The 19,436-nt window shown below is 69.3% G+C and carries 21 protein-coding genes; 16 read left to right on the forward strand and 5 right to left on the reverse strand.

From position 1 onward, the window contains the following. Nucleotides 1-10 precede the first annotated feature (10 nt). The 3 genes from Tharo_RS02295 (at nucleotide 11) to mobB (ending at nucleotide 1,908) form a co-directional block, all read left to right on the forward strand. Nucleotides 11-934, forward strand: coding sequence for an NAD-dependent epimerase/dehydratase family protein (locus tag Tharo_RS02295; protein WP_107219827.1), 924 nt, complete (start codon nucleotides 11-13; stop codon nucleotides 932-934). Then, complete coding sequence (locus Tharo_RS02300; protein ID WP_107219828.1) at nucleotides 922-1,332, forward strand: CopD family protein; 411 nt, start codon at nucleotides 922-924, stop codon at nucleotides 1,330-1,332. The genes Tharo_RS02295 and Tharo_RS02300 overlap by 13 nt, the downstream gene beginning before the upstream one ends. A gap of 84 nt (nucleotides 1,333-1,416) precedes the next feature. After that, complete coding sequence (mobB, locus tag Tharo_RS02305; protein ID WP_107219829.1) at nucleotides 1,417-1,908, forward strand: molybdopterin-guanine dinucleotide biosynthesis protein B; 492 nt, start codon at nucleotides 1,417-1,419, stop codon at nucleotides 1,906-1,908. Here the strand turns inward: mobB and mobA are convergent. Both mobA and Tharo_RS02315 read right to left on the reverse strand, forming a co-directional pair. Next, complete coding sequence (gene mobA, locus Tharo_RS02310) at nucleotides 1,893-2,543, reverse strand: molybdenum cofactor guanylyltransferase MobA (protein ID WP_107222280.1); 651 nt, start codon at nucleotides 2,541-2,543, stop codon at nucleotides 1,893-1,895. The genes mobB and mobA overlap by 16 nt on opposite strands. Nucleotides 2,544-2,680: 137 nt before the next feature. Next, complete coding sequence (locus Tharo_RS02315) at nucleotides 2,681-3,514, reverse strand: formate dehydrogenase accessory sulfurtransferase FdhD (RefSeq protein WP_107219830.1); 834 nt, start codon at nucleotides 3,512-3,514, stop codon at nucleotides 2,681-2,683. 189 nt (nucleotides 3,515-3,703) lie between these two features. Between Tharo_RS02315 and Tharo_RS02320 the strand changes: the two genes are divergently transcribed. From Tharo_RS02320 to Tharo_RS02365, 10 genes are all read left to right on the forward strand, one after another. Continuing rightward, nucleotides 3,704-4,183 carry a DUF3305 domain-containing protein gene (locus Tharo_RS02320; RefSeq protein WP_107219831.1) on the forward strand — a complete coding sequence of 160 codons (480 nt, stop codon included), beginning with the start codon at nucleotides 3,704-3,706 and terminating at the stop codon, nucleotides 4,181-4,183. Between the two features lie 79 nt (nucleotides 4,184-4,262). Then, a complete protein-coding gene (locus tag Tharo_RS02325; RefSeq protein WP_245880980.1) occupies nucleotides 4,263-4,829 on the forward strand; it encodes a DUF3306 domain-containing protein in 567 nt (188 codons plus the stop codon). A gap of 99 nt (nucleotides 4,830-4,928) precedes the next feature. Then, the gene (locus Tharo_RS02330; protein ID WP_107219833.1) at nucleotides 4,929-7,097 is read left to right on the forward strand and encodes a 4Fe-4S dicluster domain-containing protein; all 2,169 of its coding nucleotides are present in this window, start codon (nucleotides 4,929-4,931) and stop codon (nucleotides 7,095-7,097) included. After that, nucleotides 7,094-7,726, forward strand: coding sequence for a TorD/DmsD family molecular chaperone (locus Tharo_RS02335; RefSeq protein WP_107219834.1), 633 nt, complete (start codon nucleotides 7,094-7,096; stop codon nucleotides 7,724-7,726). Before Tharo_RS02330 ends, Tharo_RS02335 begins: the two co-directional genes overlap by 4 nt. Nucleotides 7,727-7,857: 131 nt before the next feature. Continuing rightward, the gene (locus Tharo_RS02340) at nucleotides 7,858-8,064 is read left to right on the forward strand and encodes a hypothetical protein (RefSeq protein ID WP_107219835.1); all 207 of its coding nucleotides are present in this window, start codon (nucleotides 7,858-7,860) and stop codon (nucleotides 8,062-8,064) included. 13 nt (nucleotides 8,065-8,077) lie between these two features. Beyond that, a complete protein-coding gene (locus Tharo_RS02345; RefSeq protein WP_107219836.1) occupies nucleotides 8,078-10,990 on the forward strand; it encodes a formate dehydrogenase subunit alpha in 2,913 nt (970 codons plus the stop codon). A gap of 15 nt (nucleotides 10,991-11,005) precedes the next feature. Continuing rightward, nucleotides 11,006-11,632, forward strand: coding sequence for a formate dehydrogenase FDH3 subunit beta (fdh3B, locus tag Tharo_RS02350; RefSeq protein ID WP_107219837.1), 627 nt, complete (start codon nucleotides 11,006-11,008; stop codon nucleotides 11,630-11,632). Beyond that, a complete protein-coding gene (locus Tharo_RS02355) occupies nucleotides 11,629-11,865 on the forward strand; it encodes a hypothetical protein (protein ID WP_107219838.1) in 237 nt (78 codons plus the stop codon). The genes fdh3B and Tharo_RS02355 overlap by 4 nt, the downstream gene beginning before the upstream one ends. A 10-nt stretch (nucleotides 11,866-11,875) precedes the next feature. Next, nucleotides 11,876-12,892: a formate dehydrogenase subunit gamma gene (locus tag Tharo_RS02360; RefSeq protein WP_245880981.1), complete on the forward strand. Its 1,017-nt coding sequence runs from the start codon at nucleotides 11,876-11,878 to the stop codon at nucleotides 12,890-12,892. A 178-nt stretch (nucleotides 12,893-13,070) separates the two neighbouring features. Continuing rightward, complete coding sequence (locus Tharo_RS02365; protein WP_107219839.1) at nucleotides 13,071-14,240, forward strand: THUMP domain-containing class I SAM-dependent RNA methyltransferase; 1,170 nt, start codon at nucleotides 13,071-13,073, stop codon at nucleotides 14,238-14,240. A gap of 32 nt (nucleotides 14,241-14,272) precedes the next feature. On the opposite strand, the gene Tharo_RS02370 is transcribed toward Tharo_RS02365, so the two are convergent. Further along, nucleotides 14,273-15,406, reverse strand: a complete 1,134-nt coding sequence (locus Tharo_RS02370; RefSeq protein WP_107219840.1) for a PilT/PilU family type 4a pilus ATPase — start codon at nucleotides 15,404-15,406, stop codon at nucleotides 14,273-14,275. Between the two features lie 22 nt (nucleotides 15,407-15,428). Further along, nucleotides 15,429-16,472 (reverse strand): type IV pilus twitching motility protein PilT, encoded by a 1,044-nt coding sequence (locus Tharo_RS02375; RefSeq protein ID WP_107219841.1) that lies wholly within the window; start codon nucleotides 16,470-16,472, stop codon nucleotides 15,429-15,431. Nucleotides 16,473-16,586: 114 nt separating this feature from the next. Here Tharo_RS02375 and Tharo_RS02380 point away from each other — a divergent pair, with 114 nt between their 5' ends. Genes Tharo_RS02380 through Tharo_RS02390 form a run of 3 tightly spaced genes read left to right on the forward strand, consistent with a single transcriptional unit; the run spans nucleotide 16,587 to nucleotide 18,750 of the window. Next, nucleotides 16,587-17,294, forward strand: a complete 708-nt coding sequence (locus Tharo_RS02380) for a YggS family pyridoxal phosphate-dependent enzyme (protein WP_107219842.1) — start codon at nucleotides 16,587-16,589, stop codon at nucleotides 17,292-17,294. Nucleotides 17,295-17,340: 46 nt separating this feature from the next. Beyond that, nucleotides 17,341-18,165 carry a pyrroline-5-carboxylate reductase gene (gene proC, locus Tharo_RS02385; protein WP_107219843.1) on the forward strand — a complete coding sequence of 275 codons (825 nt, stop codon included), beginning with the start codon at nucleotides 17,341-17,343 and terminating at the stop codon, nucleotides 18,163-18,165. A 3-nt stretch (nucleotides 18,166-18,168) separates the two neighbouring features. Continuing rightward, nucleotides 18,169-18,750, forward strand: a complete 582-nt coding sequence (locus Tharo_RS02390; protein ID WP_107219844.1) for a YggT family protein — start codon at nucleotides 18,169-18,171, stop codon at nucleotides 18,748-18,750. 6 nt (nucleotides 18,751-18,756) lie between these two features. On the opposite strand, the gene Tharo_RS02395 is transcribed toward Tharo_RS02390, so the two are convergent. Further along, nucleotides 18,757-19,347 carry a Uma2 family endonuclease gene (locus Tharo_RS02395; RefSeq protein ID WP_107219845.1) on the reverse strand — a complete coding sequence of 197 codons (591 nt, stop codon included), beginning with the start codon at nucleotides 19,345-19,347 and terminating at the stop codon, nucleotides 18,757-18,759. Between the last annotated feature and the right edge of the window lie 89 nt (nucleotides 19,348-19,436).

Raw genomic sequence — 19,436 nt, forward strand, 5'->3', positions numbered from 1 at the left:
TAATTGAAAAATGAAAAGGATCCTGATCGTCGGCAGTGGTGACGTCGCGTTGCGCGCGCTGCCGTGGCTCGTGCGCCGTTTCCGCGTGTTCGCGCTCGTGCGTCGCGGTGAAAGCGGGGCGGCCGTGCGTGCCGCCGGCGCGGTGCCGCTGCAGGCCGATCTCGACGACCGTCGCAGCCTGGGGCGGCTGGCAGGGCTGGCCGAGGCCGTGCTGCACTTCGCTCCGCCGCCTCCGGGCGGGGAGGGCGATCCCCGCACGAAGCGCCTGCTGGCGGCGCTGGCGGCGGGGCGGAGTCTACCACAGGGGGTGGTATACATAAGCACGACAGGGGTTTACGGCGATTGCGCGGGCGCCCGGGTGGATGAAACCCGGCCTTGCCGGGCGCGCACCGCGCGTGCCCGGCGCCGGGTCGACGCCGAGTCCCGCCTGCGCGCCTTCGGCCGGCGCTGCCGGGTGCGGGTGGCGATCCTGCGCGCCCCCGGCATCTACGCCGCCGACCGCCTGCCGCTCGAGCGCCTGCGCCGCGGCGACCCGGTGCTCGTGGCCGCCGACGACGTCGATACCAATCACATCCATGCCGACGACCTCGCCCGCATCGCCTGTCTGGCGCTGTTCCGCGCCCCTCCCGGGCGGGTGTACAACGCCAGCGACGATTCCGGCCTGAAGATGGGCGAATATTTCGATGCCGTCGCCGATGCCTGCGGCCTGCCGCACCCGCCGCGGCTGGGGCGCGCGGCGATCGCCGAGCACCTGTCGGCGCTGGCGCTGTCATTCATGGGCGAGTCCCGCCGCCTCGACAACCGCCGCCTGAAGCGGGAACTACGCCTGCGTCTGCGCTACCCGACGGTCGCCGCCGGCCTTGCCGCGCTGCCTCCGGCGCATCCTTCCGAACCCGATCCCCTCGCGGAGCACGATTTCCCATGCCGACCCTGAAGGCGCTGCACATCATCTTCGTCGTGAGCTGGTTCGCCGGCCTGTTCTACCTGCCGCGACTGTTCGTCAACCATGCCATGGTCGAAGATGACGCCACCCGCGCGCGCCTGGCGCTGATGGAACACAAGCTGTACCGCTTCATGACTCCGCTCGGCATCCTCGCCGTCGCCCTCGGCCTGTGGCTGTGGTTCGGCTACGGCTTCAGCGGCGGCTGGCTGCACCTGAAGACGGCGCTGGTGCTCGGCCTGGTCGGCTACCACCTGTACTGCGGCCGGCTGCTGCGCGACTTCGCCGCCGGGCGCAACACGAAGAGCCACGTCTGGTACCGGGTATTCAACGAGATTCCGGTGCTGGTGCTGTTCGTGGTCGTGTTCCTGGTGGTGTTGAAGCCGTTCTAGCGCCGGCGGGCCGAAGCATCGCAATGCAGTGGCTGCGCTTTCCGTGCGCGGCCGGAACCGGAATACAAGGACAGACTGAACGACATGAAAGTGATTGGATTCGCCGGCTGGTCCGGCAGCGGCAAGACCACGCTGGTGGAGCAGGTGGTCGGCGTGCTGAGCGCGCGCGGGCTGGCGGTGTCGCTGGTCAAGCATGCCCATCACCGCTTCGACATCGACCACGAAGGCAAGGACTCCTGGCGCCACCGCCAGGCCGGCTGTCGCGAAGTGCTGGTCAGTTCGGATCAGCGCTGGTCGCTGACGCGTGAGCTGCGCGGCGCGCCCGAGGCCACGCTGGACGAGCTGCTCGGCAAGCTCGGCGACTGCGACCTGGTGCTGGTCGAAGGCTTCAAGCGTGCGCCGATTCCGAAGATCGAAGTGCGCCGCACCGTGGTCGGCGAGCCGCTGCTGTTCCCCGATGACCCGCACATCGTCGCCATCGCCACCGATGCGCCGCTCGACACCGTGCTGCCCCAGCTCGACATCAACGATCCGGCGCAGGTCGCCGATTTCATCGTCGCCTACTCCGGGCGCTGAGCCGGCAGCGCCTTTGCCGCGTCGGCCAGTTCGGCGCGGGTATTGATGTTGCGGAACGCCGCTTCCTGGTCGTCGAAGGCGACTTCGACCACCTTCAGGCTGCCGTACCAGCGGTCGATCTTGCGTCCGCCGGCGGCGAGGAAGTCGCCCAGATGCCCGGCCAGCTCGCGCCGGCACAGGCAGAACACCGGATGGGCTTGGTCGAAGGTCTTCGCCACCGCGAGGTTGGCGCCGGCGGCGTGGAGTGCGGCGGCGAGCCGGGCGACGAGGTCGGCGGGCAGGAACGGCGAATCGCAGGGGGCGGTCGCGACCAGCGGGTGGCGGGCGCGGACCAGCGCCGCGTGGAGGCCGGCGAGGGGGCCGGCGAAGCCGCCGACGTCGTCGCCGAACACCGGGTAGCCGAAGGCTGCCCAGGTGTCGAGGTTCTGGTTGGCGTTGATCAGCAGCTCGTCGACCTGGGGGGCGAGGCGCTCGAGCGCGTGGGCGGCCATCGGCCGGCCGGCGAGCTCGACCAGGCCCTTGTCGACGCCGCCCATACGACTGCCTTGGCCGCCGGCGAGGAGGACGCCGGTGATCCTGTGCTCGGCGGGGTGGGGGCTCGGGTGTTGCGGCGAAGCGTGGTCCTGGGTCTGCATGGTCATCTTCATCGGGGAGATCGGTCGGGGAGTGAAGCCGCGCCGCTGCCGGGCAGGCGCGCACGGCGGGAAAAACGGCGCAGCGGATCGAAGAGGCCGCCGGAGGCGCGGAAACGGGGCCGGATCGGGCGGGGCGGCTAGTCGCGCTCGAAGCGCTCGACACCGGTAAACAACAGGTAGTGCCTGCCCTGCGCGCGGCCGATCATGGTGAGGCCGATCTTCTGTGCGATCTGCCAGCCCATGTGAGTCAGGCCGGAGCGCGACACCAGGAAGGGAATGCCCATCTGCGCGGTCTTGATCACCATTTCCGAAGTCAGCCGGCCGGTGGTGTAGAAGATCTTGTCGGCTCCGTCCACCCCGTCGAGCCACATCTGGCCGGCGATCGCGTCGACCGCGTTGTGGCGGCCGACGTCCTCGAAGAACATCAGGATTGCGCAGCCGTCGGGCGTGGCGCGGGCCAGCGCGCAGCCGTGGACCGCGCCGGCCTGCTTGTAGATCGATTCGTGGTGGCGCACCGCTTCCATCAGCGCGTAGAGCGTCGATTGCTTCAGGAGGCGGCCGTGGGGCAGGCGGACCTGATCGATCTCGTCCATCAGCCCGCCGAACACCGTGCCCTGGCCGCAACCGGTGGTCACGGTGCGGCTGCCGAGCTTTTCATCGGCCTCGTGGAGGCCGCCGCGGGTGGTGACCGCGACCGCGTCCACCTCCCAATCGACCTGCACCGCGGCGATCTCGTCCAGGCTCTGCACCAGGCGCTGGTTGCGCAGCCAGCCGATGGCGAGCGCTTCGGGGGCGGCGCCGAGCGTCATCAGGGTGACGATCTCGCGCTTGTCGACATAAAGGGTGAGCGGGTGCTCGCCGGCGATCGGCGTCGGCACGGTCGTGCCGTGCTCGTCCACGGCAGGAATCTCGACGGTGAGCGGGCGGCTGGCCCGGCTCAGCACGGGGCGAAGGGGAAGGTGGGCGTTCATCGGTGCCGTCCTCGGCGGGGCTGAGCACCGATTGTAGCGGGATGGCGGCGTGCGGACACCCGGTGCCGGGCGTTAGCGGAATCCCCCATCGCAAAAAGCGCGTCGACAACCTATGCTTCATGAAACATACGTGTCGTCGCCGTTCGATGGGCATCTTGTGTGCGCCCGTTTTACATGGGGTGAAACGCGATGAGGGAGTTTCCGATTGCGGTGGTCATGGAGCGTCGCCGCCTCGACAACCTCTGGGTCGATGAGGCCTGGGAGGCGGTGGGCGTGGTGCCGGCGTTCGCGGAGGTCGATCCCGCACCGCGCCAGATCGTCGCCGAGACCGGGCGCGCACAGTGGCGGGTGGGCGGTTTCGCCCTTGAGCTGTTCCGCGACGAGGCGGAAAACTATTTCAGCAATCTCAGCGCACCGGTGCCCAAAGTGTTCGTGATGTGGCGCCGGGAGGGCGAACTGGCGCTGCCGGCGGCGGTGTCGGTGAGCTATGGCGAGGCGGCGCGCTGGCTGGATGCGGGCGAGCAGGTCGATGGCGTGCCGATGTCGCGCGAAGTCGCCGACTGGGTGGGTGAATTCGTCAATGCCCATTACCGCCCGGAACCGCGCCGGAAAGTCAGGCGCAACGACCCCTTGGCCGAGGACCGGGTGGCCTCTGGAGGGCAGGCGTGAGCGCGCCCGCCCAGCCGCCCGCAGGGCAGCACCCCCTTCCCCCGGAGAAGGGGGTGCGTTGCGACAGGAGGGCAACCCGGTGAGCGCGGACGGTTTCCTGTCGCGCTGGTCGCGGCGCAAGCTCGCCACGGTCGCGGCCGCGGCGCCCTCCGAGACCCCGCCGCGGGCCGCCCCGGGAGCGCCTGCGGACCTTGCCCTCGCGCAACCTGCCGAGGCCGGTGCCGGAGCGGGCGCTGCCGATCCCGCCCGCGAAGCGTCGGCCGGCAACCGTGCCGACAGTGCCTTGCCGCCGCTCGAGGAGCTGTCGCTGGCCTCCGATTTCAGCGTCTTCCTGAAGGCGGAAGTCGGTGAGGCGCTGCGCCGTCAGGCCCTGCACACGCTTTTTTCCGACCCTCATTTCAACCGCATGGACGGGCTGGACATCTATATCGACGACTATTCGCAGCCCGATCCGATCGCTCCGGAAGCGATGGCCAGGCTCAGGCATGCGCGCGAGTGGCTGCGCGCCGCCGAGCCGCGAGAACTTCCCGCCGCGCAGCCGGACGACGAGGCGCAGGCAGCCGCCGCGCCAGAACCTGCCGCGTCCGGTGTCGCGGACGCATCCGCATCCGGCGCCGGCGACGACGTGCCGCAGGCGAGCGGATGAGCTCCGGCAGGCGTGGAGCCGAAAGGATCTTTGCGCTGCCCGGTTTTTTAGAACTTGCCTTGCGTAATGCTTGAACCGACAAAACCCGTGGAATCGCCCATGCACGACGACCCCCCTGTTCCCCCCGTTTCCGATCCGGCTTCCGGCCGGAGCCCGAGCGCCGGTTCCGGCGCCGCCTCCGCTCCGGGAGTCCGTCTGTGCGACTGCAACCGCAGTTTCGCCATCGATGCCGAACGCCTGGCCGCCACCGCGGCGGCGTTCACATGCCACCACGCCTTGTGCGGCGCTGAACTGGCGGTCGTGGATGCCGATCTCGCCGCCGGCCGCGAGGTCTTCGTTTCCTGTACCCAGGAGGCGGCATTGTTCGGGGAACTCGCCGAGGTCCAGGGCGCGGGCGAACGCCTCCACCTCTTCAACCTGCGCGAGCACGCCGGCTGGTCGGCCGAGTCGGCGCAGGCCACGCCCAAGCTTGCCGCGCTGATCGCCGCCGCGAGCGCGCTGGCCGAACCCGCGCCGCTGCCCGGAGTGCAGCTGCGCGCCGGGCGCCGCCTGCTGATCGTCGGCGAGGCGGGCGCGGCGCTGGGCTGGGCCGAGCGGCTGAAAGACAGCTTCGAGCCTGCGCTGCTGATCACCGGACGGGTGGGGGACGTCGAACTGCCGGCAGTGAATGCGTATCCGCTGTGGTCGGGGCGGCCGCTGGCGCTGTCCGGCCATCTGGGCGCCTTCGAGCTGAGCTGGGAGCAGCGCAACCCGATCGATCTCGCCCTGTGCGTGCGCTGCAACGCCTGTGTCAGGGCCTGTCCGGAAGGGGCGATCGGCTTCGATCTGCAGGTCGATGCCGACCAATGTCGCGGCCACCGCGCCTGTGTGGCGGCCTGCGGCGAGATCGGCGCGATCGACTTCGCGCGCCGGGACGTGAGGCGCAGCGAGCGCTTCGACCTGGTGCTCGACCTCTGCGCCGAGCCCCTGCTCCGGCGCGTCGAACTGCCCGACGGTTATGCCGCGCCGGGGCGCGACCCCTTCGCCCAGGCGCTCGCGGTACAGGCCCTCGGCGAACTCGTGGGCGAGTTCGACAAGCCGCGCTACGTCGCTTTCGAGGCCGCCTTGTGCGCCCACGCTCGATCGCGCAAGACCGGGTGTACGAACTGCATTGAAGTGTGCGCGACCGAGGCGATCCGCGCCGATGGCGATGTGATCGCGCTCGATCCCTATCTGTGCAAAGGCTGCGGCACCTGCACCACGGTGTGCCCTTCGGGGGCGCTCGGCTTCCAGTACCCGCCGGTGGCCGAACTCGGCCTGCGGGTGAAGACCCTGCTCGCGGAGTACGCGCGCGCCGGCGGCGAGGTGGCCTGCCTGCTGTTCTACGCGGCCACGGCGGGTGGTGCGGTGATCGACCGCCTCGCCCGCCGTGGCCGCGGCCTGCCGGCGCGGGTGATTCCGGTCGAGGTGTGGAGCGCGGACGCGGTCGGCCTCGACCTGATGCTCGGCAGCCTCGCGCTGGGCGCCTGCCAGGTGGCGGTGCTCGCCGCCGGCAGCCACGACACCGCGCCGCTGAAGGCGCAGGCCGGCCACGGCCAGACCATCCTCAGTGCCCTCGGCTACGCCGGCGAACACCTGCGCATCATCGATGCCGATGACGCCGAGCACTGGCCGGGGCTCGAAGCCGCGTTGTGGGGCTGGGCGCCGGCAGCCGCTGTCGGCTCGCCGGCACGTTTCCGCCTGCTGCCGAAAAAGCGCGAGACGCTCGACCTGGCGCTGCGCCATCTCGTCGCGCAGGCTCCGGCGGCGGGTTCGGACGCCGGCTTGCCGGCGGCGATCGCCCTCGGGGCCGGGGCGCCTTTCGGCCAGGTGTGCGCGACCGACGCCTGTACCTTGTGCATGGCCTGTACCGGCGCCTGTCCGGCAGGCGCGCTGCGCGCCGCGAGCGACGGCTTCCGCCTCGAATTCGTCGAGAAGAATTGCCTGCAGTGCGGGCTGTGCGTCGCGTCCTGCCCGGAGGGTGCGCTCGGCCTCGAGGCGCGCCTGCTGCTCGGTGACGAAGCCCGCCATGCGCACACCCTGCGCGCGGCCGAGACGTTCCACTGCACGCGCTGCGGCAAGGCGATGGGCGCTGCGCCGCTGATCGAATCGATGGTCGCCCGCCTGTCCGCCCACGCCATGTTCGCGACCGAGGCCGAACGCGCCCGCCTGCGCATGTGCGGCGACTGCCGGGTGATTGACATGATGCAGACGGGTTCCGCCGTCAACGCCTGGGATCTCACCGAATGAACGCCGTGACCGAGCTTCAGCCCCCGCCCGGCCTCTCCGCCGAGGACTGCGCCCGTGCCGAGCACTATGCCGTGCTCGCCCGTATTTTCCACGCCGCGCCCGATGCGGCCCTGCTTGCCGCCCTCGCCCAGGTCGGGCGCACGCTCGGCGCCGCCGAGGGCGCGCTGCCGTCGGCCTGGGCGGCACTCGGCGGCGCCGCGCAGGCGCGGTCGCCGCAGGCCGTCCGTGACGAGTTCGATGCGCTCTTCGTCAGCGTCGGCAAGCCGCGGGTGATCGCCAATGGTTCCTGGTACCTGAGCGGCTTCCTGCAGGAAGCACCGCTCGCCGCGTTGCGCGCCGACCTGGCCGAACTGGGCCTGGCGCGGCGCCAGGGGGTGGCCGAAACCGAGGATCACGTCGCCGCGCTCGCCGAAGTGATGCGCCACCTGGTCGTCAGCGGGCCCGATGCGGCCGGGCTCGCTCGCCAGCGGCGGTTTTTCGGCCGTCATCTGGCCCCCTGGTACGCCCGTCTGGCGCAGGCTCTGACGCAGGCGCCGGAGGCTGATTTCTACGCGAAGGCCGGTGGTCTGCTGCAGGCCTTCCTCGATGTCGAGCGCGCCGCGTTCGAGCTGCTGGAGGCGCCCGCCTAGTGGTTGGATGCGGGGTTGGAGGTGCTGCGGGTCGATGTGTTTGCGGGCAGTGCGCCGTGGCGGTGCGCTGCAGTGTCGATGCGGTCCGGAATGGCTTCGGCCATGCCTGTTTGTCGATGGGGAGAGCGAGGATGAAAGACGAGAAACTGAAATTGTCCCGGCGGAATTTCCTGATGGCGGCCGGTGCCGGCGGCGCTGCCGGTGCCGCGGCGCTGGCCGCGGCAGCGAGCCAGGCCGTGCCCGGCGGTGCGGCGGCGGTGGAGGCTGCACGCAGCACCGCGGGCGGACAGGGCGACAGCGCCCACCGGCGCAACTACTACCGCACGGCGCGGCTCTGAGGAGGACCCCAGCATGTTGACGAAGAAGACTGCGAGTGCGGCGTCGAGCGTCGCCCGCCGCCAGGGCGGGGCCGCCGTCGGCCATTTCGGCCGGACCCTGGACCGCCGTGCGTTCCTGAAGCGTTCCGGACTGGGTGTCGGCGCCGGCGCGCTGGCCGTCCAGCTGCCGTACAACCTGATCGCTACGGCCGAAGCCGCGGCGCCGGCCGCGGCGCGCGGCAGCGGCCAGGCCGAGGTGAAGCGCACGGTGTGCACCCACTGCTCGGTCGGCTGCGCGATCGACGCGGTGGTCGAGAACGGCGTCTGGGTAGGCCAGGAGCCGGTGTTCGACTCACCGATCAACCTCGGCGCGCACTGCGCGAAAGGGGCGGCGATCCGCGAGCACGGCCACGGCGAACACCGCCTGAGATACCCGATGAAGCTGGTCGACGGCAAATATCAGCGGATCAGCTGGGAGCAGGCGATCACCGAAGTGGGCGACCGCCTGCTGAAGATCCGCGAGGAATCCGGCCCGGATGCGGTGTACTGGATCGGCTCGAGCAAGCACAACAACGAGCAGTCCTACCTGCTGCGCAAGTTCGTGTCCTTCTGGGGCACCAACAACTGCGACCACCAGGCGCGCATCTGCCACTCCACCACGGTGGCGGGAGTAGCGAACACCTGGGGCTACGGGGCGATGACGAACTCGTACAACGACATGCAGAACGCGAAGGCGATGCTGTTCATCGGCTCCAACGCCGCCGAGGCCCACCCGGTGTCGATGATGCACATCCTGCACGCCAAGGAAAACGGCGCCAAGATGATCGTCGTCGACCCGCGCTTCACCCGCACCGCAGCCAAGGCCCACCAGTACATCCGCATCCGCTCCGGCACCGACGTGCCCTTCCTGTTCGGCCTGCTCTACCACATCTTCCAGAACGGCTGGGAGGACCGGAAGTACATCGACGACCGCGTCTTCGGCATGGACAAGGTGCGCGAGGAGGTGCTGGCGAAATGGACCCCGGACAAGGTCGAGGAAGCCTGCGGCGTACCCGAGGACCAGATGCTGCTGGCCGCGCGCACGATGGCGGAGAACCGCCCGTCCACGATCGTCTGGTGCATGGGCCAGACCCAGCACTCGATCGGCAATGCGATGGTGCGCGCCTCCTGCATCGTCCAGCTCGCGCTCGGCAACATCGGCACCTCGGGCGGCGGGGCGAACATCTTCCGCGGCCATGACAACGTCCAGGGGGCGACCGACATCGGCCCCAACCCGGATTCGCTGCCCGGCTACTACGGCCTTGCCGCGGGGTCGTGGAAGCACTGGTGCAGCGTGTGGGGCGTGGACTACGAGTGGGTCAAGAGCCGCTACGTCTCGCAGGAGCTGATGGAAAAGTCCGGCATCACCGTGTCGCGCTGGATCGACGGCGTGCTCGAGGACAAGGCCGTGATCGACCAGCCCGCGGGCAACCTGCGCGCGGTGGTGTACTGGGGCCATGCGCCGAACTCGCAGAGCCGCGGCGCGGAGATGGTCGAGGCGATGAAAGCGCTCGATACCCTGGTGGTGATCGACCCCTACCCGTCGGCGACCGCGGGCATGGCGGCGATGGTGCGCAAGGACGGCGTCTACCTGCTGCCGGCGTGCACCCAGTTCGAGACCGAGGGCTCGGCGACGGCCTCGAACCGCTCGCTGCAGTGGCGCGAGAAGGTCATCGAGCCGTTGTTCGAGTCCAGGCCCGACCACACCATCATGTATGCCTTCGCCAGGAAGTTCGGCTGGGCCGACGAGTTCGTCAAGAACATCAAGCTGGTCAAGGACGCCCAGGGCTGGGACGAGCCGGACATGGCCGACACCCTGCGTGAGATCAACCGCGGCACGTGGACGATCGGCTACACCGGGCAGTCGCCGGAGCGCCTGAAGCTGCACATGAAGAACATGCACACCTTCGACGTGAAGACCTTGCGCGCGGTCGGCGGCCCCTGCGACGGCGAGTACTTCGGCCTGCCCTGGCCGTGCTACGGCACCCCGGAGATGAAGCATCCGGGCACGCCCAACCTGTACGACACTTCCAAGCACGTGATGGAGGGCGGTGGCAACTTCCGCGCCAACTTCGGCGTCGAGAAGGACGGCGTGTCCCTGCTCGCCGGCGAAGGCTCGGCGTCGAAGGGCGCCGAGATCCAGATGGGCTACCCCGAGTTCGACCACGTGCTGCTGAAGAAGCTGGGCTGGTGGGACGAACTGACCGACGCCGAGAAGGCCGCCGCCGAAGGCAAAAACTGGAAGACCGACTCCTCGGGCGGGATCATCCGCGTCGCGATGAAGAACCACGGCATGCATCCGTTCGGCAATGCGAAGGCGCGTGCGCTGGTGTGGAACTTCCCCGACCCGATTCCGCAGCACCGCGAGCCGATCTACTCGCCGCGCCCCGACCTGGTGGCGAAGTACCCGACCCACGATGACAAGATGAAGTTCTGGCGCCTGCCGACGCTGTACAAGTCGATGCAGGAAAAACTCGCCGACATCTCCCGCGAATATCCGCTGGTGATGACTTCGGGGCGCCTCGTCGAGTACGAGGGCGGCGGCGAGGAGACGCGCTCCAATCCCTGGCTCGCCGAACTGCAGCAGGAGATGTTCGCCGAAGTGAACCCGAAGGACGCCAACGACGCCGGTTTCCGCAACGGCGACTACATCTGGGTCGAGTCGCCGACCAAGGCGAAGCTCAAGGTGCGCGCCCAGGTCACCCAGCGCGTGGCGCCGGGCACGGTGTTCCTGCCCTTCCACTTCTCCGGCTGGTGGCAGGGCAAGGACATGCTCGAGCACTACCCCGAGGGGGCGGCACCGATCGTGCGCGGTGAGGCGGTCAACACCGCCACCACTTACGGCTACGACGCGGTGACGATGATGCAGGAGACCAAGACCACCCTGTGCCGCGTCACCAAAGCGTAAGAAAGGGAGAACGAGATGGGACGGATGAAATTCCTCTGTGACGCCGAGCGCTGCATCGAATGCAACGGCTGCGTCACCGCATGCAAGAACGAGCACGAAGTGCCGTGGGGCGTGAACCGGCGCCGGGTGGTGACGATGAACGACGGCGTGCCCGGCGAGCGTTCGATTTCGGTCGCCTGCATGCACTGCACCGACGCGCCGTGCATGGCGGTGTGCCCGACCGACGTCTTCTACCGCACCGAGGAAGGGGTGGTGCTCCACGACAAGGACGGCTGCATCGGCTGCGGCTACTGCTTCTACGCCTGTCCGTTCGGCGCGCCGCAGTTCCCCAACGGCCCGGCGGCGTTCGGCGCGCGCGGCAAGATGGACAAGTGCACCTTCTGCGCCGGCGGTCCCGAGCAGACCGGCTCCCAGGCCGAGTACGAGAAGTACGGCTCGAACCGCCTGGCCGAAGGCAAGCTGCCGCTGTGCGCCGAGATGTGCTCGACCAAGGCGCTGCTCGCCGGCGACGCGGCAATGGTTGCCGACATCTTCCGCGAGCGCGTGCTGCGCCGCGGCGGCGGCGCCGAAGTGTGGGGCTGGGATGCCGCCTATGGCGGCGGTGAGCAAAAGCGTGAACGCAAGCGGGAGGGGCAGTCATGAGCGCGAGGACGACGAGGCGGCTGAACATCGCCGCGCTGGCGGCGGTGGCCGCCCTGGGGCTGGCGGCCTGTGGCGAGTCGCCGCAGGTCACCGTGTACGAGCAGGGCCGCTACCAGGGCAAGGCCGATACCCGGCCATGGGAAGGGCCGTCGTTCAACGGCGACCGCGAAGCCTGGGAGAAGGCGCTGAAGAATCGCGGGCGCAACCAGTCCGAGTACAACCGCATCGAGTAAGGAGAGCGCCATGAGGAACTTCTTCATGCGGAGCCAGGGGGGCGGGGTGTTCGCCGCGCTGCTGCTCGTGCTGCTGTGGGCGGCGGCCCTGCCGTTGCAGGCGGCCGAGCCGCCGCCCGGCAGTTCGGCCGCCGAGCAGGCCCAGCGCCAGGTCGAGCGCCCGCTCAACAATGCGCCGGTGTGGCGGGCGGTGCGCTCGGGCGAAGCGCACCTGACCACGGTGCGCGGGCCCGAGACCGCGGTGCTGATCCAGAGCGAAGGCAATACCTGGCGCCAGCTGCGCAACGGCCCGATCACCCGCTACGGCGGCTGGCTGCTGATTCTGGTGCCGGCGGCGATCCTGCTGTTCTGGCTGGTGAGGGGGGCGATGAAGCTGCACGGAACGCCGAGCGGGCGGACCGTGAAGCGCTTTTCCGGCTTCGAGCGCTTCGTGCACTGGGGTACCGCGATCAGCTTCGTGCTGCTGGCGGTGACCGGGCTGGCGATCCTGTTCGGCAAGCACGTGCTGTTGCCGGTCCTGGGCCATGGCGCGCTGGGCGGGGTGCTGACCGCGGGCAAGCTGGTGCACAACTACGTCGGGCCGCTGTTCGGCGTGTTCATCGTGCTGATGATCCTCACCTTCGTGCGCGACAACTTCTGGCAGGCGGTCGATGGGGTGTGGATCCGCCGCGCCGGCGGTCTGTTCGGCGGCGAACACGTGCCTTCGGGGCGCTTCAACTTCGGCGAGAAGACCTGGTTCTGGATCGGCGTCACCCTGCTCGGGCTGATCGTGGTGGTTTCCGGGCTGGTGATGGACTTTCCGAACTACGGCTGGGAGCGCAGTGACATGCAGACGGCGAACGTGGTCCATGCGGTCGCTGCGATCGTCCTGCTGGCGCTGTCCTTCGGTCACATCTACATGGGCACGGTCGGCATGGAGGGGGCCTACCGGGCGATGCGCACCGGCTTCGTCGACGAAACCTGGGCGAAGGAGCACCACGAACTCTGGTACCAGGAGGCCAAAAGCGGCAAACCGGGCCGCTCCTGAGCGCGCTCCGGGCGCCTTGTTGTCCACCCCGGCCGTCCTTTCTCCCTCCCTCCCTCGGCCCGGGTGATTCGGCCCTGCTCGGACTCGTTCCGGGCAGGGCCGCGTTTTTTGTGCGGCGCGAAAACGGTGCCCGCAGCGGGCGGTACAATGCCCGTTCTTTTCTGGGGCGGAGCCGTCGATGGCCGAAACGTTTTTTTCTCCCTGCCCGCGCGGGCTCGAAACCCTGCTGGCGGAAGAGTTGGGCCGCTTCGGCGCAGGCCGGGTGCAGCCGCTGCACGGCGGCGTGAGCTGGGAGGGAGACTGGGCGGCCTGCCAGCGCGCGAATCTGGAAAGCCGGCTCGCCACCCGGGTGATGTGGCGGGTGGCGCAGGGGCGCTACCGCGCCGAGGTCGACATCTACAAGCTCGCCTACAGCGTGACCTGGGCGAAGTGGTTCACCGCCGACGACACGATCCGCATCTACGTCACCGCGCAGAAATCCCCGCTGAAGAGCCTGGAGTTCATCACCCTGCGGGTCAAGGACGCGGTCTGCGACCATTTCCGCACCGTCGCCGGGCAGCGGCCGAGCGTCGATACCGCGAATCCGGCGGTGCGCATCCACCTGTTCCTGACCGCAGACACCGCCACCCTGTACATCGACACTTCCGGCGAGCCGCTGTACAAGCGCGGCTTCAAGCCGGCCGCGGTGGAGGCGCCGCTGAAGGAGAACCTCGCCGCCGGCATCCTGCGCCTGTCCGGGTGGACGCCCGGCGAAACGCTGCTCGACCCGATGTGCGGCAGCGGCACCTTCCTCATCGAGGCCGCGATGATCGCGCTCGACATCGCTCCCGGCCTGGGGCGGCGGTTCGGCTTCGAGCGCTTCCGCCACCACGAGCGCAGCACCTGGGCGGCGGTCCGGCGCGCGGCCGAAAGCCGCCGCCAGGCGCCGCGGGTGCTGCCGCTGTTCGGCTCGGACATCGTCGGCGAGTGGGTGCGGCGCAGCCGGGTCAACCTCGATGCGGCCGGGCTGGCCGACTGCGTCCGCCTCGATCGCGCCGACCTGCTCGAGCGCACCCCGCCCGCGGCCGAAGGGGTGATGGTCGCCAACCCGCCCTACGGCGTGCGTCTGGGCGAGGCCGAGGAGCTCGCCACCTTCTATCCGCGGCTGGGCGATGCGCTCAAGCAGCGCTGGGGCGGCTGGCGCTGCTACTTCCTCACCGCCGACCCCGAGCTGCCGAAGCGGATCGGGCTGAAAGCGACCCGGCGCACGCCGCTGTTCAACGGCGCGCTCGAGTGCCGGCTGTACGAGTACCGCATGGTTGCCGGCAGCAACCGGCGCAAGGGCGGCGACGAGGCGGCCGCGCGCTGACGGCGGCCCGCGGCGGCGACCGCCGGCCGGGCTCAGACGATGTCGAGGTTGTGGATGCCGCTGCTGACGTCGTGGTCGCCGTGCTTGCTGTGGAGCTTGATCTGCAGGCGCAGATCGTTGACCGAGTCGGCGTTGCGCAGCGCGTCTTCGTAGCTGATCCGACCGTCCTCGTAGAGCCCGAACAGGGCCTGGTCGAACGTCTGCATGCCCAGCTCACGCGAGCGCTTCATGATTTCCTTGATCTCGGGAATGTTGCCCTTGAACACGAGGTCGGCGATCAGCGGCGAGTTGAGCAGGATCTCCACCGCCGGAACCCGGCCCTTGCGCTCCTTCAGCGGCAGCAGGCGCTGGGAGACGATCGCGCGCAGGTTCAGCGACAGGTCCATCAGCAGCTGCTGGCGGCGGTCTTCCGGGAAGAAGTTGATGATCCGGTCGATCGCCTGGTTGGCGCTGTTGGCATGCAGCGTGGCCAGGCACAGATGGCCGGTCTCGGCGAAGGCGATGGCGTAGTCCATCGTCTCGCGGTCGCGGATCTCGCCCATCAGGATGACGTCGGGCGCCTGGCGCAGGGTGTTCTTCAGCGCCGCTTCCCAGGACTCGGTGTCGATACCGACTTCGCGCTGGGAGACGATGCAGTTCTTGTGCGCATGGACGAACTCGATCGGGTCTTCGACCGTGATGATGTGGCCGTAGGTGTTCTCGTTGCGGAAATCGACCATCGAGGCCAGTGACGTGGTCTTGCCGGTGCCGGTGCCGCCGACGAAGATCACCAGCCCGCGCTGGGCCAGGGCGATGTCGCGCAGCACCGGCGGCAGGCCGAGCTCGTCGAAACCGGGAATGCGCTGCGGGATCGTGCGCAACACCAGTCCGACCTTGCCCTGCTGGATGTAGGCGTTGGCACGGAAGCGGCCGATGCCGGCGGGCGAGATGCCGAAATTGCATTCCTTGTGCGTTTCGAATTCGGCCGCCTGGCGGTCGCTCATCACTGCGCGCGCCAGTTCGGCGGTGTGCTGGGGCTGCAGCAGCTGGTTCGATTGCGGCACGATGCGGCCGTCGATCTTGATCGCCGGCGGAAAGCCCGCAGTGATGAACAGGTCCGAGCCGTTCTTCTGCAGCATCAGCCGCAGCAGGTCGTGCATGAACTTGAGGGACTGGTCGCGTTCCATGGTCGAGTTCCTTCCTGGGCCGTCAGCCGGCGAAGTTATCCTTGTTCTGCGCCTTCACCCGGGCCTCGGCCGCCGACACGATGTTGCGCCGGACAAGGTCGGCCAGGCACTGGTCCAGCGTCTGCATGCCGACGTTCTGGCCGGTCTGGATCGACGAATACATCTGGGCGATCTTGTTTTCGCGGATCAGGTTGCGGATCGCCGGAGTGCCGATCATGATCTCGTGCGCCGCGACCCGGCCGGCACCGTCCTTGGTCTTGAGCAGGGTCTGCGAGATTACCGCCCGCAACGATTCCGAAAGCATCGAGCGGACCATGTCCTTTTCGGCGGCGGGAAAGACGTCGACGATGCGGTCGATGGTCTTCGCCGCCGACGAAGTGTGCAGGGTGCCGAACACCAGGTGGCCGGTCTCGGCGGCGGTGAGGGCGAGGCGGATGGTCTCGAGGTCGCGCATCTCGCCCACCAGGACGACGTCGGGGTCTTCGCGCAGCGCCGCGCGCAGGGCGTTGTTGAACGACATCGTGTCGCGGTGCACTTCGCGCTGGTTGATCAGGCAGCGCTTCGATTCATGGACGAATTCGATCGGGTCCTCGACGGTGAGGATGTGGCCGTAGTTGTTTTCGTTCACGTAGTCGACCATCGCCGCGAGCGTAGTCGATTTGCCCGAGCCGGTCGGCCCGGTGACGAGCACGATGCCGCGCGGCTGGCTGGCGATGTCCTTGAAGATCTTCGGGCTGTTGAGCTCTTCGAGGGACAGCACTTTCGTCGGGATGGTGCGGAACACCGCGCCCGCGCCGCGGTTCTGGTTGAAGGCGTTGACGCGGAAGCGGGCGAGGTTGGGCACGGCGAAGGAGAAGTCGCACTCCCAGCTCTCCTCGAACTGCTTGCGCTGGGCGTCGTTCATGATGTCATACACCATGTCGTGCACTTCCTTGTGCTCCATCGGCGGCAGGTTGATGCGGCGCACGTCGCCATGGACGCGGATCATCGGCGGCAGGCCGGCCGAGAGGTGGAGGTCGGAGGCCTTGTTCTTGACGGCGAAAGCGAGCAGTTCGGTGATGTCCATGGCTTCGTGCGGATGGCTGCGGGCGGGAAAGGAGGCCGGGAAGGGGGCGGGAAAGGGGGCGACTGCGCAATGCTATACTTTTTGCGCGGTTTTCCTAACAAAAAGGCCATAAGCATGACAAGCATTGCGCAACGGCTGCAGGCCGTGCGGGCACGGCTGGCCGCCGCCGCGGCGGCGGCGGGCCGCGCCCCGGACGAAATCGCCCTGCTGGCGGTGAGCAAGACCTGGCCCGCCGACGCGGTGCGGGAGGCAGCGGCCGCCGGCCAGCGCGCGTTCGGCGAGAACTATGTGCAGGAAGGCGTCGCCAAGGCCGAGGCGCTGCGCGGCCTGGGCCTGGAATGGCACTTCATCGGCCCGCTGCAGAGCAACAAGACGCGTGCGGTGGCCGGTACCTTCGACTGGGTGCACAGCATCGACCGCCTGAAGATCGCCGAGCGCCTGTCGGCGCAGCGCGATGTCCATCGGCCGCCCCTCAACGTCTGCATTCAGGTCAATGTCAGCGGTGAAGCGAGCAAGAGCGGGGTGTCGCCGGACGAGCTGGATGCGCTCGCCCACGCGGTCGCGGTGCTGCCACGGCTGCGCCTGCGCGGGCTGATGTGCATTCCCGAGCCGAGCGAGGATCCGGCACTGCTGCGGGCGCGCTTTGCACTGTTGCGGGCGCGCCTGGTTGGTCTCGGTGGGCAAGGGCTGGCGCTCGACACCTTGTCGATGGGCATGTCCCACGACATCGAGCCCGCGGTCGCCGAAGGCGCGACCATCGTGCGCGTGGGCACGGCGATCTTCGGCGGGCGTCCCGCGCTCGCCGCTTCCGAATCTGCCTGAGCGTCCGCGGCCGCGGGGGCACGGCATTCCATCGACAAGGGTATTCATGAACATCACTTTTCTCGGCGGCGGCAACATGGCCTCCGCCCTCATCGGTGGCCTGCTCGAACGCGGCTTCGCCGCAGCCGGCATTCAGGTCATCGAGCTCGGGGCCGAAGGCCGCGAGCGCCTGACGGCGCGTTTCGGCGTGCGTGCGGTGGCCGCCGCCGACGCCACCGCGCTCGCCTGCGACGCGCTGGTGCTGGCGGTCAAGCCGCAGCAGATGAAGGCAGCGCTCGCCCCGCTTGCCGGCCGGCTGTCGAACCAGCTCGTGATCAGCATCGCCGCCGGCCTGCGCCTGGCCGACCTCGGACGCTGGCTGGGGGCGCCGGGTGCGCCCTACACCCGGCTGGTGCGCTGCATGCCCAACACGCCGGCGCTGATCGGTGCCGGCGTCACCGGCCTGTATGCCGACCCCTCGGTGGATGCCGCCGGGCGTGCGGCCGCCGGGCGCATCCTCGCCGCAGTCGGCAGTACGGTGTGGACCGACGACGAGGAACAAATGGACGCGGTGACGGCGATCTCGGGCAGCGGCCCGGCCTACGTGTTCCATTTCATCGAGGCGCTGGAGGCGGCCGGACGCGCGCTCGGCTTCGACGAGGCCGGCGCCCGCCGGCTGGCGATCGACACCGTGCTCGGTGCGGCACGGCTGGCGGCAGGCTCCGAGGATGCGCCGGCGGTGCTGCGTCAGAACGTGACCTCGAAAGGGGGCACCACCGAGGCCGCCCTGGCCAGCCTGGCGGCGGCCGGCTGGCACGACGAGCTGGTCACCGCGGTGCACGCTGCCGCGGCGCGCGGCCGGGCGCTGGGCGCCGAACTCGGCAGGGACTGAGCGATGCTGGCCAACATCCTTCTGCTGATCCTCGACGTCGCCGCCAGCTTCCTCACCCTGATGCTGCTGGCGCGCTTCTACATGCAGTGGCAGCGGATTTCCTTCCGCAACCAGCTCGGCCAGTTCGTTGTCACCACCACCGACTGGGTCGTGCGGCTGCTGCGCCGCTTCGTCCCCGGAGTGTTCGGCCTCGACCTGGCGAGCCTGCTGCCGGCCTGGCTGGTGCAGGTGCTGCTGGTGGCGTTCGAACTGAGCCTGCGCGGCGCGGCGTTCAGCGGCAATGCCGCTGCGGTCGCGGCCGGGCTCGCCGGGGTCGGCCTGATCGAGCTGCTGCGGATGATGGTGTATCTGCTGATCGCGGTCGTGCTCGGTTCGGCGGTGCTGTCCTGGGTCAGTCCGCATGCGCCGCTGGCGCCGGTGCTGCACGGGCTGGCCGAACCCTTCCTGCGCCCTTTCCGCCGGGTGATCCCGAGCATCGCCAACGTCGACCTGTCGCCGCTGGTGCTGCTGCTGGTGCTGCAGATCGTGCTGATGGTGCTCGCCGGCGTGCGCGGCAGCTTCGCGCCGCTGCTGTTCGGTGCCTGAAGGGCTTCAGCCGACGTTCTGCAGCGCGCGTTCCCAGTCGATCACCACCTCGGGCAGGATGCCGACGGCGAGCGTTTCCTTCAGCTCGTAGATATCGGGTGCACCGAAGCCGCCGCCCTGCTGGTGGTAGACGGTGACGATGCGGTCGACCGGATGCACCAGCCAGTACTCGCGCACGCCGACGCGCTCGTACAGGCGGCGCTTGACGATGAGGTCGTGGCCGGCGGTCGAGGGCGACAGGATCTCCACCACCCAGTCCGGCGCGCCGCGGCAGCCGCGCTCGTCGAGCTTGGCGCGGTCGCAGACGACCACGAGGTCGGGCTGGACCACGGTGTCGATGTCGCGATCGGCCTCGTCGGCACGCGGCAGGCGGACGTCGAAGGGGGCGATGAAGGGGCGGCAGGGGCGGCAGGGGCGGCCTTCGAGGGCGTTGCGCGTCTGCGAGGCGAGCTCCAGCAGGAGCTCCTGATGCACCCGCAGCGGCGCCGGCGCCATTGCGTAGGCGATGCCGTCGATCAGTTCGTAGCGCACGCCCTCCGGCCACGCGAGGTAGTCGGCGTAGGTGTGGTGCTGCATGTCGCGAAGTGCCAGGCCCATGGCTGCATCCTCTCCCGGTGCAAGACTCGATGCGCCCGAGTATAGCGCCCGCGCCGCGCCATGATCCGGCCGGGTGCCTCCGGCCCGCA

The organism is Thauera aromatica K172 (assembly GCF_003030465.1).
In the GTDB taxonomy this organism is placed as follows: Bacteria; Pseudomonadota; Gammaproteobacteria; order Burkholderiales; family Rhodocyclaceae; genus Thauera; species Thauera aromatica.

Bases quoted from the DNA above. Each gene is read 5' to 3' on its own strand.
- Tharo_RS02380 (WP_107219842.1), top strand. From the start codon at position 16,587: ATGACAAGCATTGCGCAACGGCTGCAGGCCGTGCGGGCACGGCTGGCC.
- fdh3B (WP_107219837.1), top strand. From the start codon at position 11,006: ATGGGACGGATGAAATTCCTCTGTGACGCCGAGCGCTGCATCGAATGC.
- Tharo_RS02345 (WP_107219836.1), top strand. From the start codon at position 8,078: ATGTTGACGAAGAAGACTGCGAGTGCGGCGTCGAGCGTCGCCCGCCGC.
- Tharo_RS02390 (WP_107219844.1), top strand. From the start codon at position 18,169: ATGCTGGCCAACATCCTTCTGCTGATCCTCGACGTCGCCGCCAGCTTC.
- Tharo_RS02375 (WP_107219841.1), bottom strand. From the start codon at position 16,472: ATGGACATCACCGAACTGCTCGCTTTCGCCGTCAAGAACAAGGCCTCC.
- mobB (WP_107219829.1), top strand. From the start codon at position 1,417: ATGAAAGTGATTGGATTCGCCGGCTGGTCCGGCAGCGGCAAGACCACG.
- proC (WP_107219843.1), top strand. From the start codon at position 17,341: ATGAACATCACTTTTCTCGGCGGCGGCAACATGGCCTCCGCCCTCATC.
- Tharo_RS02315 (WP_107219830.1), bottom strand. From the start codon at position 3,514: ATGAACGCCCACCTTCCCCTTCGCCCCGTGCTGAGCCGGGCCAGCCGC.
- Tharo_RS02295 (WP_107219827.1), top strand. From the start codon at position 11: ATGAAAAGGATCCTGATCGTCGGCAGTGGTGACGTCGCGTTGCGCGCG.
- Tharo_RS02355 (WP_107219838.1), top strand. From the start codon at position 11,629: ATGAGCGCGAGGACGACGAGGCGGCTGAACATCGCCGCGCTGGCGGCG.
- Tharo_RS02360 (WP_245880981.1), top strand. From the start codon at position 11,876: ATGAGGAACTTCTTCATGCGGAGCCAGGGGGGCGGGGTGTTCGCCGCG.
- Tharo_RS02335 (WP_107219834.1), top strand. From the start codon at position 7,094: ATGAACGCCGTGACCGAGCTTCAGCCCCCGCCCGGCCTCTCCGCCGAG.
- Tharo_RS02320 (WP_107219831.1), top strand. From the start codon at position 3,704: ATGAGGGAGTTTCCGATTGCGGTGGTCATGGAGCGTCGCCGCCTCGAC.
- Tharo_RS02330 (WP_107219833.1), top strand. From the start codon at position 4,929: ATGCACGACGACCCCCCTGTTCCCCCCGTTTCCGATCCGGCTTCCGGC.
- Tharo_RS02395 (WP_107219845.1), bottom strand. From the start codon at position 19,347: ATGGGCCTGGCACTTCGCGACATGCAGCACCACACCTACGCCGACTAC.
- mobA (WP_107222280.1), bottom strand. From the start codon at position 2,543: ATGCAGACCCAGGACCACGCTTCGCCGCAACACCCGAGCCCCCACCCC.
- Tharo_RS02300 (WP_107219828.1), top strand. From the start codon at position 922: ATGCCGACCCTGAAGGCGCTGCACATCATCTTCGTCGTGAGCTGGTTC.
- Tharo_RS02365 (WP_107219839.1), top strand. From the start codon at position 13,071: ATGGCCGAAACGTTTTTTTCTCCCTGCCCGCGCGGGCTCGAAACCCTG.
- Tharo_RS02370 (WP_107219840.1), bottom strand. From the start codon at position 15,406: ATGGAACGCGACCAGTCCCTCAAGTTCATGCACGACCTGCTGCGGCTG.
- Tharo_RS02340 (WP_107219835.1), top strand. From the start codon at position 7,858: ATGAAAGACGAGAAACTGAAATTGTCCCGGCGGAATTTCCTGATGGCG.